We start from the raw sequence: 13,640 nt of genomic DNA, 5'->3' as shown, positions 1-13,640 counted from the left end.
ATAGCCAATGGAATCCTGCCACTCTGCTGGGTAGTCAATGGCTCCCCACCGTTTTTGCGATAGTAATAGCAAGTTTTAGCACTCTAATGCATGGAGTGCTAAATTACTATATGGTGTGTAAATTTATATGTCAACCACTACATATTGTATTTAACCGTAAAATGGATTTAGGTCATTGACTGACGATGAGTCGCAGTTCAACCAGCTGCTCGCGAGTGTGCGGGTGAAGGTCGAGCACCAGTTCCGGGTGGAGAAGGGTCAGTTTGGGTATGTGAAGGTGCGGTATCGCGGGCTGGAGAAAAATGCCGGCTAGGCATCGACTACTGGCTTGGGATAAATCCGCCAGGAGGCCGGGATCCCTGGCTATTTGGGCAAAATCGGAGACGATTTGCCGCATAAATGGCCCGAATTTTAAGCAAAACGAGTAATGGAGAGCTTGGTTGGTGACTTATTCAGGACTTCCTTGGCTCGGCTCTTATGCTTAAACCGATACCGCCTTCAGACGATCATTAATCCTTTGAGCATCAGTGAACGAGCGAACATCGTCGCAATCCCGTGTTAGCAAGGTAAGGCGTATACGCCCAGAAGACGGGGAGTTCGTCCAATAATCGCCACAAAGCTCCTTGTCTTCACTTCCAAGTACCAAATCCCCGTACCCGAGGGTGGCTTTGTTCTCCGCGTTAGCCCTTCTGGTCATTTGATAGGCATAACGCAGGTTCGCATCCCCTGTCACCGGATGAGCATGGAGCGTTTCAAGGATCGACTCTCCTGGTATAGCTGACGTGTAGGACTTGATGGACAATGTCAGATAAGTCTGCCTGATGACGAAGGCAATCGGAATTGGAGGCAGTGTAGAGGCGCCTGGAGTCTCAATATAGTCAGAGTTAAGTTCTCCCCACCATAGTCCGTGAACCATTCGGCGACCCATGAGCTTCGAAATCCACGGATATCTCCAATTAATCTTGCGTACTACCAATATACCCAGTGCCGGAGCGGAAAAAGCTGCAGATAGCGCTTGTCCAAGCACAGAAACAGGAGAGAGTTGAAACGTATTCCACCGAACTGCCACGACAAAGGCAGCTGCAATGGTTCCCAAGGCAACGGAGAGTTTCGCAAGCCGCGCCAAGTCAGACGAAGTGATACTTAAAGGAATCATTGCAACTTCTCCTCGAATACTTTGATGCCGGCTTCATAGATGACACCTGTGCCATCCTTTGTTATCAAAGCCGCAGCCTCTATGCCTTGAGCCATCGAGGCTAGTTGCGCAGACATGTGCCTTGCCCCGGCGGCAAATAGTAGACCCGATTGGTCTAGTGGTATTCCGGGGGATATGAAATGACAAATGTGTGTCAGCGCAAATTTCTGAATGGAGATGAGGTGAAATCCATCGTGAAGCGGCGATGACGCACGAGACGCATTTGCAAGGAAAGACCCGATGGGGCTCACCCCTACGATAGGAAGAGCGCAAGTCGCGTTTTGCGGAATACTTAGCGCAAGGTGTGGTAGGCATGAGAGATCGCGATAGCAGATAAACCCCACCCCGGAGAAGTCGTCTTCTACCTCCTTGGTTAGATGACGTAGAAGCTCTATGCATAAAAACGGGGGAGTCAGATCAGACATAATAACCTTGGCGATTCTACTTGCCCGATGACAGGCGCTTCATTGACGAGACCTATCAATCGTTGCCCTCGGAGGGTATTTGTACGTATCAGTTACGTAACCAATATGAATTATCTTGTTTTCGCTGTCGCAGGGCAATTGCATCAAGTGGCTTTCGTCCGCTTTGTATTCAGCAGGTTTGTCCGAAATCCTGTGTAAACCAGGCGTTGATTTCCAGCATGCTGACAGGCCGCTTTGGCAAAAAAAGCCCCTTGCGGGGCTTGGTGTGATGCGTATGATGAAGGTGGCGAATTCCCATGAAATCTAGACTTTTGAGAAAAATCTAGACTTCAATGGGATCCTACACATCCGACACCTCAAACATCCAAATTCCGCGCCACCAGCGCGTTCTGCTCGATGAAGTGGCGGCGGGGTTCGACCTGGTCGCCCATGAGGGTGGTGAAGATTTCATCGGCGGCGATGGCGTCTTCGATGTTCACCTTCAGCAGCCGGCGCACGGTGATGTCCATGGTGGTTTCCCAGAGCTGCTCGGGGTTCATTTCGCCCAGGCCTTTGTAGCGCTGGATGTACATGTTGCGGCGGACTTCGTTGAACAGCCATTCGATGGCGTCCTTGAAGGTGCGTACCGGCATGGTGTTTTCGCCCCGGCGCACGGTGGCGTCGGCTTCGAGCAGGCCGATCAGCAGGTCGGCGGTCTTGCGGATCTGCGCGTAGTCGCCGGAGATCAGGAATTCCTCGTCGATGTACTGCATGCTGACCACGCCGTGCAGGTGGCGCTCGATCTTGATCTGGCAAACGCCTTCGTTCTCTTCGGCAATGAAGGTGAAGGCCGGGTTGTTGACGGCCTTGGCGAGGCTGTCTGCGCTTTCCTGTGCGGCGGCGAGGTTGACCAGGTTCAGTGCCGGCATGCCCAGCAGCGCGTTGAGGATCATCGGGTCGAGGAAGCGGCTTTCGCGTTCGATCACGGCTTCGGCGATGAAGTACTGGCGGGCCAGGGTTTCCAGCGTTTCGCCGCTGATGCCGGGCTTGCCGTTGCCGGGTAGCAGCTCGGCATTGGCCAGCGCGGCGCGCAGCAGGTGTTGCTTCAGTTCCTGGTCGTCCTTCAGGTAGGCTTCGTTCTTGCCCTGCTTGACCTTGTACAGCGGTGGCTGGGCGATGTAGATGTAGCCGCGCTCGACGAGCTCGGGCATCTGGCGGTAGAAGAAGGTGAGCAGCAGGGTGCGGATGTGCGAGCCGTCCACGTCCGCGTCGGTCATGATGATGATGCGGTGGTAGCGCAGCTTTTCCAGGTTGAATTCGTCCTTGCCGATGCCGCAGCCGAGCGCGGTGATCAGCGTGCCGACTTCCTGGCTGGAGAGCATTTTGTCGAAACGTGCGCGTTCGACGTTGAGAATCTTGCCCTTGAGCGGCAGGATGGCCTGGAACTTGCGGTCGCGGCCCTGCTTGGCGGAGCCGCCGGCGGAATCGCCCTCGACCAGGTAGAGTTCGGAGAGCGCCGGGTCTTTTTCCTGGCAGTCGGCGAGTTTGCCGGGCAGGCCCAGCCCGTCGAGTACGCCCTTGCGGCGCGTGAGTTCGCGGGCCTTGCGGGCGGCTTCGCGGGCGCGCGAGGCTTCGACGATCTTGCCGCAGATGGTCTTGGCGTCGTTCGGGTGTTCGAGCAGGAATTCGGCGAGTTTGCCGGCGACGACTTCTTCCACGGCCGGGCGGGCTTCGCCGGAGACCAGCTTCATCTTGGTCTGCGAGGCGAACTTCGGATCGGGCATCTTCACCGACAGCACGCAGGCCAGGCCTTCGCGCATGTCGTCGCCGCTGATTTCGACCTTGGCCTTCTTGGCGATCTCGTTTTCTTCGATGTACTTGTTGATGACGCGCGTCATCGCGGCGCGCAGGCCGGTGAGGTGGGTGCCGCCATCCGATTGCGGGATGTTGTTGGTGAAGCACAGCACCTGTTCCTGGTAGCTGTCGTTCCACTGCATGGCAACTTCAACCGTGAGCTCGACGTTCTGTACCTGGCCGGTGGTGACCAGCGTGGTGCCGGCGGCGTAGAACACGGTCGGGTGCAGGACGGACTTGCTGCGGTTGATGTAATCGACAAAGCCCTTTACGCCGCCGGAGAAGGCGAAGTTTTCTTCCTTGCCGGTGCGCTGGTCGAGCAGGCGAATCTTCACGCCGTTGTTGAGGAAGGAGAGCTCGCGCAGGCGCTTGGCGAAGATTTCGAAATGCCATTCGATGTTGCCGAAGATTTCTTCGTCGGCCATGAAATGCACTTCGGTGCCGCGTTTTTCGGTGGTGCCCAGTACCTTGAGCGGCGAGACTTCCACGCCGTTCTGGATCTCGATTTCGCGGTTGGGTACCTTGCCCTGGTTGAATTCCAGGAAATATTTCTTGCCGTCGCGGCGGATGATGAGGCGCAGCCATTTCGAAAGCGCGTTCACGCACGATACGCCCACGCCGTGCAGGCCGCCGGATACCTTGTAGCTGTTCTGGTTGAACTTGCCGCCCGCGTGCAGCACGCACATGACGATTTCGGCTGCGGAGCGCTTGGGTTCGTGCTTGTCGTCGAACTTGATGCCCACCGGGATGCCGCGACCGTTGTCGGTGACCGAGATCGAGTTGTCGGCATGGATCGTCACGACGATGTCGTCGCAATGCCCCGCCAGCGCTTCGTCGATGGCGTTGTCGACCACTTCGAACACCATGTGGTGCAGGCCGGTGCCGTCCGAGGTATCGCCGATGTACATGCCGGGGCGCTTGCGCACCGCTTCCAGGCCTTCCAGTTGCTGGATCGAGGATTCGTCGTAGTCGTTACCGTTCTGTGCGGAATCGTTTTGGGGCAGATCGTGTTCGCTCATTTTCTTGCCGTATCTCGTGTAAACAGGGGTGTGCCAGAAAGCACAAAAGGTCGGGGAGGCCCCGACCTTGCGTATTCACGCGTTTGTCAGATGCGCATCGGCATCACGACGTACTTGAAGTGTTCGTTGCCCGGAATGGTGACCAGCACGCTGGAGCCCAGCTCGCCGAACGAGAAGTGCAGGGTTTCCACGCTGGTGTTGGTCAGGATGTCGAGCAGGTACTGGATGTTGAAGCCGACGTCGAGCGGGGAATTGTCGTAGCTGACTTCCAGCTCTTCCTGGGCTTCTTCCTGCTCGTTGTTGTTGCAGATGATCTTGAGCAGGCCCTGGGTGAGCACGAGGCGCACGCCGCGGAATTTCTCGTTCGACAGGATGGCTGCGCGCTGCATGGCGGCGAGCAGCAACTGGCGCTCGATTTCCAGCAGCTTGTCGTTGGCGACCGGGATTACGCGGTTATAGTCCGGGAACTTGCCGTCGACGACCTTGGAGTGGATGACCACGGCGCCGAAGCTGAACTTGACCTGATTGCCGGCGATGTCGATGGTGACTTCTTCGTCGGAATCGGCCAGTGCCTTGTAGAGTTCCAGCACGGTCTTGCGCGGCAGGATGACTTCGTTCTTCTCGAAGCTCGTGGAAAGTTCGGCCGAGGCGAAGGCCAGACGGTGGCCGTCGGTGGCGACGAGCTTGAGCTGGTTGCCTTCGGTGACGAGCAGCAGGCCGTTGAGGTAGTAACGGATGTCCTGGTGGGCCATGGCGTACTGCACGCGGGAGAGCAGCGCCTTGAGCTGGCCTTGCGGCAGCTTCACGGTGGCGCGCAGCGTGTTGTCCACGGCAAGCTGCGGGAAGTCGGCGGCCGGCAGCGTCTGCAACTGGAAGCGGCTCTTGCCGGCCTTGACCGTCAGGCGTCCGCCGGTTTCTTCAAGCGTCACCACGGTCTTGTCGGGAATGGCGCGCAGGATGTCGGAAATCTTCTTGGCTGCGACGGTAATCGCAAATTCGCCGCCGGAAAAACCCTCGGCTTGCTGGCTGGTGATCTGGATTTCCAGATCGGTGCCGGTGAAGGTCAGTTTGTCGTCGGTCTTGCGGATCAGGACATTGGAGAGGATGGGCAGGGTATGCCTGCGCTCGACAATGCCGGTGACGGTGGCAAGGGGTTTCAGCAATGCATCGCGTTCTGCTTGGAGCTGTTGCATGGTGCCTTTTCCGGTGGTTTTCTTGAGAGGGCAATTCTACCTGATTCGCAGGCAGGTTTGGAGTGTTGGAAAGCCTGATGTCAACCGCGCAGCATCTGCAGGAGGTAGGCGTACTGCGTGCCGATTTCCTGATCGTTCTGGCGCATTTCTTCGATGGTGCGGCAGGCGTGCAAAACGGTGGTGTGGTCGCGACCGCCGAAGGCGTCGCCGATTGCGGGTAGCGACATCTGCGTCAGTTCCTTGGTCAGCGCCATGGCGATCTGGCGCGGGCGGGCGATTTCGCGCGTGCGCTTCTTGGAGTGCATGTCCGCGACCTTGATCTTGTAGTAATCGGCCACGGTCTTCTGGATGTTCTCGACCGATACCAGACGGTTGCCGGCAGCGAGGATGTCGCGCAGCGCATCGCGCGCGGTTTCGATGCTGATCTGCTGGTTGGTGAAGCGTGCGTAGGCGATGACGCGGTTCAGCGCGCCTTCGAGTTCGCGCACATTGGAGCGGATGCTCTTGGCGATGAAGAAGGCGACGTTGGCGTCGAGGTGGAAATGCAGCGCATCGGCTTTCTTCAGCAGAATGGCGACGCGCATTTCCAGCTCCGGCGGCTCGATGGCGACGGTCAGGCCCCATGAGAAGCGCGATTTCAGGCGCTCCAGCAGGCCGTCGATGTCGCTGGGGATGCGGTCGGAGGTCAGGATGATCTGCTTGCCGGCTTCGACCAGCGTATTGAAGAGATAGAAAAACTCTTCCTGCGTTTTGTCCTTGCCGACGAAAAACTGGATGTCATCAACCAGCAACACATCCAGAGAATGATAGTAGCGCTTGAATTCGTCGAAGCCCTTGTGCTGGTAGGCGCGCACCACGTCCTGGATGTATTTCTCGGCCTGGATGTAGCGGATGCGGGCTTCCGGGTTGTGCTGGTGGACGAAGTTGCCGATCGACTGGATCAAGTGGGTCTTGCCCAAGCCGACGCCGCCGTAGACGAACAGCGGGTTGTAGCCGGAGCCGGGATGGCGGGCGACCTGTTCGGCCGCCGCACGGGCAAGCTGGTTGGCCTTGCCGGTCACGAGCGTGTCGAACGTGAACAGCGGGTTGAGGCGTGTGGTCTCGTGGTTGGCTGCGCCGCGGCTGAAGCGGCTTTCGGCGGGCTTGTTCTCGCCGGCCGGTTGCGGGGCATTCGCCTGTGCGGGCGCAGCGGTTTTTGCCGGAGTCGCCTTGGGCGCCGGGGGGCGTTTTGCCGTGCCGATCTTCAGATGGATTTGCGGCGGAGTGTCGGTGCAATACGCTGCGGCAGCTTGCTCGATGATGCCGAGATAGCGGTCACGGATGAAGTCGAGGAATACCGGGTTGGGGGCGGCAATCGTGAGTACGTCGCTGCTGGCTTCGGCTGCGAGCGGCTTGATCCAGATGTTGAACTGGCTGGCGCCGAGGCTTTTTTCCAGTTCTTGCAGGCAGTAGGGCCAGAGGTTTTCCATATCGGGCATGGTAGTTGGATCAAGCGGTTCGTGAACACCGCCTGGCGCTAACTCTTCAGGAATCAGGGCCAGCCATTCTACCCTGAGCCGTGCAACTTATCCACAGCTTGCCGGGCGTTTGTACAAATTAAGTCGAGTGTGTTTTTGTGTTGTCGGGGTTGACATGGCGTTCGTTAACTGGCGTAATTGCGCGTTTCTCAGCTCAACAGCTTTATACAGATTTAGGGATTGATCATGAAGCGTACTTACCAGCCTTCCGTTATCCGTCGCAAGCGTACCCATGGTTTCCGCGCTCGCATGAAGACCCGTGGTGGTCGCCAGGTGCTGAACGCACGCCGTGCGTGCGGCCGCAAGCGCATCGCCCTCTGATCGCGATGCAACCGGCTTGACCGGGAGTGAAGTTGTGAATGACGCGCCCTGCTATCGTTTTCCGCGGGGGATGCGTTTGCTGAAAACGGATGATTTTTCATCCGTTTTTAGTTTGCGTTGCTCGCGCGGCGATGCGTGGTTTCAGGTGTTGTCCGCGCCCAACGGCTTGCCGCATGCCCGCTTGGGTGTGGTGGTCGGCAAAAAGGTCGACCGTCGGGCCGTGGGGCGCAATGCCATCAAGCGCCTGGTTCGCGAAACCTTCCGGACCCATCCGGAAGGTTTGGTTGGCCTCGATATTGTCGTGCGTGCGCGGCGTCCGATTGCGCCCGGTGAGCGCGCGCAAGCCCGCGCTGCCTTGCTGGTTCTCCTGAACAGGTCTGGCAAATGTCGTACCTGATCAAGTTTTTTATCAAGTTCTATCAGTGGGTCATCAGCCCCATGCTGGGGCCCCGCTGCCGTTTTGTCCCGACCTGTTCGCAATATGCGCTTGAAGCCGTTGATCGGTATGGCGCTTGGAAAGGTCTGTGGCTTACAATCCGGCGTTTGAGCCGTTGCCATCCTTGGGGTGGTTCCGGTTATGACCCGGTTCCCTGAACCCTTGCGAGTTCGAGATGGATACAGAAAAGAAACGATTGATTTTCTTCGCCCTCATTGCGGTGGCGATGTTCTTCGGCTGGGAATACGTGATGAACACGGTCTTCCCGGAGCGCGCGACCAGAGCCAAAACACCCGCTCCGGTTACCGCGTCGGCACCTGCCGTGCAGGGCGGTGCGAGCGATGCTTCGGCCAAGCTGGCAGTTCAGGACGGGGCGGCGCTGGCTCGCGGCCAGCGGGTGAGCGTCAAAACCGACCTGTTCGCAGCGGAAATCGACAGCAACGGCGCCGACCTGCGGCGCGTTGAACTGCTCAAGCATGGTGCATCGGGCGAGCCGGGCAAGAATTTTGTCCTGCTGCAGGATGATGGCCAGCGCACTTATGTGGCGCAAACCGGCCTGATCGGCGATGGCTTGCCCTCACACAAGACCGAGTTCAAGGCTGCGAAAACGGCCTACCAGTTGGCTGAAGGCCAGAACGAACTCGCAGTGCGCCTGGAAGCCGCCGGCCCGGATGGCGTGAAGGTCGCCAAGACCTATCTGTTCAAGCGCGGCAGCTATGTGGTCGACGTGAAGTATGAAATTGCCAATGCTTCCGACAAACCGGTCAGCGCCAGCGCCTATTATCGTTTCCTGCGAGATGGCGTGACGACCGATGGCGGTACGTTTGGTTCCAGTACCTTTACCGGACCGGCTGTTTATACCTCCGAAGGCAAGTTCCAGAAAGTCGAATTCGCTGATATCGACAAGAAGAAGGCCAAGTATGTCCAGCAGTCCAAGGATGGCTGGGTGGCGATGCTGCAGCACTATTTCGCTACGGCCTGGGTGGTGTCTCCCGTGCAGGGCGCTTCGGCTTGCGCTGTTCAGGAGTGCCGTTACGAACTGAAGAAGCTGCCGGAAGGGTTGTATTCTGCGGGCGTGATCGTCGATTTGCCCCAGGTGGCCGCCGGCGCCAAGTCTGAAGCCACAATGCCGCTTTTCCTCGGTCCGGAAGAAACCCGCGTGATCAAGAACGTTGCGCCGGGTCTGGATCTGGTCAAGGACTACGGTTGGGTGACTGTCATTGCTTCGCCGCTCTTCATGTTGCTGGACATGCTTCACCAGGTGCTTGGCAACTGGGGCTGGGCGATCATCGTGCTGACCGTCCTGATCAAGGCCGCGTTTTACCCGCTGTCGGCAGCCAGCTACCGTTCCATGGCCAAGATGCGCTTGATCCAGCCGCGCATGGAGCAGCTCAAGGAACGTTGCGGTGACGACCGTGTCAAGTTGCAGCAGGCCATGATGGAGCTGTACAAGACCGAGAAAATCAATCCGTTGGGCGGCTGCCTGCCGATCCTGGTGCAGATTCCGGTGTTCATTGCGCTGTACTGGGCGTTGCTGGCTTCGGTCGAGCTGCGTCAGGCACCGTGGCTGGGCTGGATCACGGACCTTTCGGTGCGCGACCCGTACTACGTCCTGCCGATCCTGATGGCGATTTCGATGTATGTCCAGTCGCTCATGTCCCCGCCGCCACCCGATCCGGTGCAGGCCAAGATCATGAAGGCAATGCCGCTGGTATTCAGCATCATGTTCCTGACTTTCCCGGCAGGCCTGGTCCTTTACTGGATCGTCAACAACACGCTGTCGATCGTCCAGCAGTGGATGATCAACAGGACCGCTGACAAGGAAGGCGTGGCTTCGCTCAAATCCTGATCTGCGAACTCTCCTGAAACTGCCGCCTGTGGGCGGCAGTTTTTCTTTTGGCCTTCCCTTGGCACAATGACGACTATGCTTTACTACCCAGATTCCATTGCGGCGATTGCAACCGCCCCCGGACGCGGAGGGGTCGGCGTGATTCGCGTGTCGGGCAAAAATATTGCCCCGCTGATTGCCGGGCTTGTCGGCCGGGATCTCCTGCCCAGGCATGCACATTTCGCGCGCTTCCGTGCGGCGGACGGTTCGGTACTCGATGAAGGGCTGGCCCTGTATTTTCCTGCCCCTCACTCCTTTACCGGCGAAGATGTGCTTGAGCTGCAGGGGCATGGCGGCCCGGTGGTCATGAAAATGCTGCTGGCGCGCTGTGTCGAGCTGGGTGCGCGGCACGCCGAGCCCGGTGAATTTACCAAGCGTGCCTTCCTCAACGGCAAACTTGATCTGGCGCAGGCTGAAGCCGTAGCCGACCTGATCGATGCGCAATCCGAAGCTGCCGCGCGTTCCGCGCTCAAGTCGCTCGATGGTGCCTTTTCCCGCGAAATTCACGCGCTGGTCGACGGGCTGATCAACCTGCGGATGCTGGTCGAGGCCACGCTGGATTTTCCCGAGGAAGAAATCGATTTTTTGGAAGCTGCGGACGCGCACGGACAACTGACCGGACTGCAGGCGCAACTGAGCCGGGTGCTGGATACGGCCACGCAAGGCAAGCTGCTGCGCGAGGGCATGCACGTGGTGCTTATCGGTCAGCCCAACGTGGGTAAATCCAGCCTCATGAACGCGCTGGCCGGCGAAGAAGTTGCCATCGTGACCGAGATCGCGGGCACCACGCGCGATACGGTACGCGAGCTGATCCTGCTTGATGGCGTGCCTGTGCATGTGATCGACACCGCCGGACTGCGCGAGACCGAAGACCGGGTTGAGCAGATCGGGATTGAGCGCACGTGGCGCGCAGTGGAAAAGGCCGATCTGGCCCTCTTGCTGCTGGATTCCCGTGAAGGTGTCACGGCGCACGACGAAGCCATCCTGGCGCGCTTGCCACACGGCTTGCCGGTCTTGCACGTATACAACAAGATCGATCTGACCGGCGAAAATCCCGGCCGGATCGGGATGGGCGAGCTCCATGTGTCTGCCCAGTCCGGAGCGGGATTGCCGCAATTGCGCGAGTGTCTGCTTGAGCGCGTGGGATGGCATGGCGCGGATGAAGGCACATTCATCGCCCGAGAGCGCCATCTTGATGCCATTCGCCGGGCTGCCGTGCACCTGGGGACAGCCTTGTCGGCCTACCGGCAAATCGAAATCATGGCCGAAGAGTTGCGTCTGGCGCAGAATGTGCTGGGCGAGATCACCGGAGAATTCACGCCGGACGATCTGCTGGGCGTCATATTCAGTCGTTTTTGCATCGGAAAATAATCATGTCGAATCGGATTCTGTTTGTTGAAGATGACCCGGAGCTGGCCGAACTGATCGGCGGTTTCCTGCGTTCGTTCGAGTTCACGGTTGAAGTGATGCGAGACGGGATCGGTGTCGTCGAAGCGGTGCGCGCCAATCCCCCCGCGCTGGTGCTGCTCGACATCATGTTGCCGGGCAAGGACGGCTTGACCGTTTGTCGTGAGCTGCGCGAGTTCTATTTTGCCCCGATCATCCTGCTGACCTCGCTCAACAGCGACATGAACCAGATTCTGGGGTTCGAGATCGGCGCCAGCGATTACGTGGTCAAGACCACGCCGCCGTCCGTGCTGCTGGCGCGGATTCGGGCGCAGTTGCGCCAGGGATTGGCCGCACCGGTGCAGCCGGCTGCGAAACCGGCGGAAAAATCGACGCTCAATTTTGGCAAGCTCGTGATCGACTCACGCAACCGCACGGCCAACTACCGGGGCGAGCCGCTGCATCTGTCGACCGGAGATTTCGATTTGCTGTGGGAATTGTCCAGCCATGCCGGCGAAATCCTTTCCCGCGATCATTTGCTGAGAAAACTGCGCGGGATTGATTACGACGGCCTGGATCGCAGCATGGATGTGGCCATTTCCAGACTGAGGAAAAAACTCGGCGACGATCCTGAAGATCCCCGCAAGATCAAGACGATCCGGCACCGCGGCTATTTGTTCGCGACCGATGTCTGGTGGCAGGAATGACGCCGTTCAGCAACAGCGGCATGCGGCAGGTTTTCATCCGGTTTTATTTCACTGTCGCGATCTGTTTCCTTGTGGCCGCCGTTCTGATCGGCGCGGCTTACAAGCGTGTGGTGGACCGGGGTAACCAACGCTATCTGAGCGATATTTTCGCTGCAACGATTTCAGTCATCGAAAGTGAGCTTGGCGATATTCCGAACTCGCTCTGGCATGACGAAGTCCAGCGCATTGCCGGCAAGGTGCCGGTACCGGTGCAGATTGATCCGCTGGATAGCTACATACTGTCGCCGGTCAACCAGAAGGGGTTGCTCGAAGGCGACATCATCATGCTGTACGAGGAGGACCTGTACCTGCATCGTATCCATGACACCGGGATGATGGTGGTGCTGGGCCCGATCCCTTTCCTGGCGCGAACCGATCGTATCAATGCCGAGGACATGCTGGCCTTGTTCCTGATGTGCCTCTCGCTGGGCTTGCCGGCCTGGCTGTGGCTGCGGCCATTGTGGCAGGACTTGTTGTTGCTCTCCAATCAGGGGCGGAAGCTGGGCGAAGGGGATTTCGGCGCCCGCGTGGATTTGCCACAAACCTCGGCGCTGGCGCTGCTGGGTGCAGCATTCAACCGCATGGCGCATGACGTGCAGGAGTTGACTTCGTCGCGCAAGGCGATGATCGATGCGGTTTCCCACGATTTGCGCACGCCGCTGGCCAGGTTGCGGTACCGCCTTGAAATCATCAGGGGCGGAGGTGACGTGGAGGCTACGTTGAATGCCATCGGGCGCGATCTGAACCAGATCGATGAACTGATCGAAGAATGGCTGACCATGAATAGCCTGGACAAGCCGGAAATGCGGGTCGAGTGCCAGCCGATGGAAATTGTTGCATGGTTGCAGCATCAGGTCGGTGAGTTCAACTTCAAGTCTGGCCCGGTGGCGGTAATCAATCAATCGGGGCTGGAGTATCCTGTCATGGATGCGGACAGTTTCTACCTTGGCCGTGCCTTGGGTAACCTGATGAGCAACGCACTGCGCTATGGTGGCGAGGGCGTGGTGGTGCACCTTACGCTGACGTGGGAGGGGGGCTGGGCTACCCTTCATGTCGACGACAGTGGTCCGGGCATCCCCGAAAGCGAGCGAGCGCGCTTGCTGCAGCCATTTGAGCGGCTGGAAGTGAGCCGGAATCGCCGTACGGGCGGGTTCGGCTTGGGGTTGGCGATCGTTTCCCTTGTGATGCGCACCCATGGCGGGAGCGCTTTGATTGCAGATTCTCCGTTAGGCGGGGCGCGCATTAGCCTGCGTTGGCCAACCGCGTTGCGCGATGCGCGCCCCATGTCGGCCTGACTGGGAATATGCGATACGTACATTGCGTTACACGTCGCAACCATCACCGCATCGAATCTTGCCCTTGTAGTCGTGATAATCCAGCTACGCACAATTTCTGTGTTCTCTCTTTTGGAGACAAATAGCATGAAAAAACTGATCGCCGCGATTGTCGCTGGTGTGTTCGCCTCCGCAGCCGCTTTCTCCGTTGCTGCTCCGGCTTCCGCTCCGGCTTCCAACGTGAAGGCTGTTAAGGTTGAGAAGAAGGCCGCCAAGAAGACCAAGGCGTCCGCAACCGCTTCCAAGGCTGTAGCCAAGAAGGCTCAAGCTGAAAAGGCTTCCACCGCTGCTTCCAAGCCGGCCAAGAAAGCCAAGAAGGCTGCCAAGAAGTCCAAGAAGGCTTCCGC

General features: G+C 58.5%; 13 protein-coding genes. 9 read left to right on the top strand and 4 right to left on the bottom strand.

Features of this window, described 5'->3' with window-relative positions; genetic code table 11:
• The first annotated feature begins 175 nt into the window (after window positions 1-175).
• Entirely contained in the window at window positions 176-313 is a 138-nt protein-coding gene (locus tag BMZ36_RS14410) for a hypothetical protein (RefSeq protein WP_218142733.1), read from the top strand.
• A gap of 168 nt (window positions 314-481) precedes the next feature.
• Here BMZ36_RS14410 and BMZ36_RS14405 read toward each other — a convergent pair whose 3' ends face one another.
• From BMZ36_RS14405 to dnaA, 4 genes are all read right to left on the bottom strand, one after another.
• Entirely contained in the window at window positions 482-1,156 is a 675-nt protein-coding gene (locus BMZ36_RS14405) for a hypothetical protein (RefSeq protein ID WP_143086055.1), read from the bottom strand.
• An 820-nt stretch (window positions 1,157-1,976) separates the two neighbouring features.
• Complete coding sequence (gene gyrB, locus BMZ36_RS12350; RefSeq protein WP_091197081.1) at window positions 1,977-4,472, bottom strand: DNA topoisomerase (ATP-hydrolyzing) subunit B; 2,496 nt, start codon at window positions 4,470-4,472, stop codon at window positions 1,977-1,979.
• An 86-nt stretch (window positions 4,473-4,558) separates the two neighbouring features.
• Entirely contained in the window at window positions 4,559-5,665 is a 1,107-nt protein-coding gene (dnaN, locus tag BMZ36_RS12345; protein WP_091197077.1) for a DNA polymerase III subunit beta, read from the bottom strand.
• Between the two features lie 80 nt (window positions 5,666-5,745).
• A complete protein-coding gene (gene dnaA, locus BMZ36_RS12340; RefSeq protein WP_091197074.1) occupies window positions 5,746-7,143 on the bottom strand; it encodes a chromosomal replication initiator protein DnaA in 1,398 nt (465 codons plus the stop codon).
• 225 nt (window positions 7,144-7,368) lie between these two features.
• On the opposite strand from dnaA, the gene rpmH reads away from it, so the two are divergent.
• From rpmH to BMZ36_RS12300, 8 genes are all read left to right on the top strand, one after another.
• Complete coding sequence (gene rpmH, locus BMZ36_RS12335; RefSeq protein WP_091197070.1) at window positions 7,369-7,503, top strand: 50S ribosomal protein L34; 135 nt, start codon at window positions 7,369-7,371, stop codon at window positions 7,501-7,503.
• A 70-nt stretch (window positions 7,504-7,573) separates the two neighbouring features.
• Complete coding sequence (gene rnpA / locus BMZ36_RS12330) at window positions 7,574-7,900, top strand: ribonuclease P protein component (RefSeq protein ID WP_091197066.1); 327 nt, start codon at window positions 7,574-7,576, stop codon at window positions 7,898-7,900.
• On the top strand, window positions 7,888-8,097 hold the full coding sequence (gene yidD, locus BMZ36_RS12325) for a membrane protein insertion efficiency factor YidD (protein ID WP_091197062.1): 210 nt from the start codon (window positions 7,888-7,890) through the stop codon (window positions 8,095-8,097). The genes rnpA and yidD overlap by 13 nt, the downstream gene beginning before the upstream one ends.
• Before the next feature lie 17 nt (window positions 8,098-8,114).
• Window positions 8,115-9,788: a membrane protein insertase YidC gene (gene yidC, locus BMZ36_RS12320; RefSeq protein ID WP_091197058.1), complete on the top strand. Its 1,674-nt coding sequence runs from the start codon at window positions 8,115-8,117 to the stop codon at window positions 9,786-9,788.
• 75 nt (window positions 9,789-9,863) lie between these two features.
• Window positions 9,864-11,198, top strand: a complete 1,335-nt coding sequence (gene mnmE, locus BMZ36_RS12315) for a tRNA uridine-5-carboxymethylaminomethyl(34) synthesis GTPase MnmE (protein ID WP_091197054.1) — start codon at window positions 9,864-9,866, stop codon at window positions 11,196-11,198.
• 2 nt (window positions 11,199-11,200) lie between these two features.
• Window positions 11,201-11,920, top strand: a complete 720-nt coding sequence (locus tag BMZ36_RS12310; protein WP_091197051.1) for a winged helix-turn-helix domain-containing protein — start codon at window positions 11,201-11,203, stop codon at window positions 11,918-11,920.
• Entirely contained in the window at window positions 11,917-13,254 is a 1,338-nt protein-coding gene (locus tag BMZ36_RS12305; protein ID WP_091197045.1) for an ATP-binding protein, read from the top strand. The genes BMZ36_RS12310 and BMZ36_RS12305 overlap by 4 nt, the downstream gene beginning before the upstream one ends.
• A gap of 126 nt (window positions 13,255-13,380) precedes the next feature.
• The coding region (locus tag BMZ36_RS12300; RefSeq protein ID WP_143086054.1) for a hypothetical protein at window positions 13,381-13,640 on the top strand (260 nt) is incomplete at its 3' end.

Source organism: Formivibrio citricus (genome assembly GCF_900115065.1).
Lineage (GTDB): Bacteria > Pseudomonadota > Gammaproteobacteria > Burkholderiales > Chitinibacteraceae > Formivibrio > Formivibrio citricus.
This window is presented reverse-complemented; position numbering and strand designations above follow the sequence as displayed.

Bases quoted from the DNA above. Each gene is read 5' to 3' on its own strand.
- BMZ36_RS14405 (WP_143086055.1), bottom strand. From the start codon at position 1,156: ATGATTCCTTTAAGTATCACTTCGTCTGACTTGGCGCGGCTTGCGAAA.
- dnaN (WP_091197077.1), bottom strand. From the start codon at position 5,665: ATGCAACAGCTCCAAGCAGAACGCGATGCATTGCTGAAACCCCTTGCC.
- yidD (WP_091197062.1), top strand. From the start codon at position 7,888: ATGTCGTACCTGATCAAGTTTTTTATCAAGTTCTATCAGTGGGTCATC.
- BMZ36_RS12305 (WP_091197045.1), top strand. From the start codon at position 11,917: ATGACGCCGTTCAGCAACAGCGGCATGCGGCAGGTTTTCATCCGGTTT.
- gyrB (WP_091197081.1), bottom strand. From the start codon at position 4,472: ATGAGCGAACACGATCTGCCCCAAAACGATTCCGCACAGAACGGTAAC.
- dnaA (WP_091197074.1), bottom strand. From the start codon at position 7,143: ATGCCCGATATGGAAAACCTCTGGCCCTACTGCCTGCAAGAACTGGAA.
- BMZ36_RS12310 (WP_091197051.1), top strand. From the start codon at position 11,201: ATGTCGAATCGGATTCTGTTTGTTGAAGATGACCCGGAGCTGGCCGAA.
- yidC (WP_091197058.1), top strand. From the start codon at position 8,115: ATGGATACAGAAAAGAAACGATTGATTTTCTTCGCCCTCATTGCGGTG.
- rnpA (WP_091197066.1), top strand. From the start codon at position 7,574: ATGCGTTTGCTGAAAACGGATGATTTTTCATCCGTTTTTAGTTTGCGT.
- rpmH (WP_091197070.1), top strand. From the start codon at position 7,369: ATGAAGCGTACTTACCAGCCTTCCGTTATCCGTCGCAAGCGTACCCAT.
- mnmE (WP_091197054.1), top strand. From the start codon at position 9,864: ATGCTTTACTACCCAGATTCCATTGCGGCGATTGCAACCGCCCCCGGA.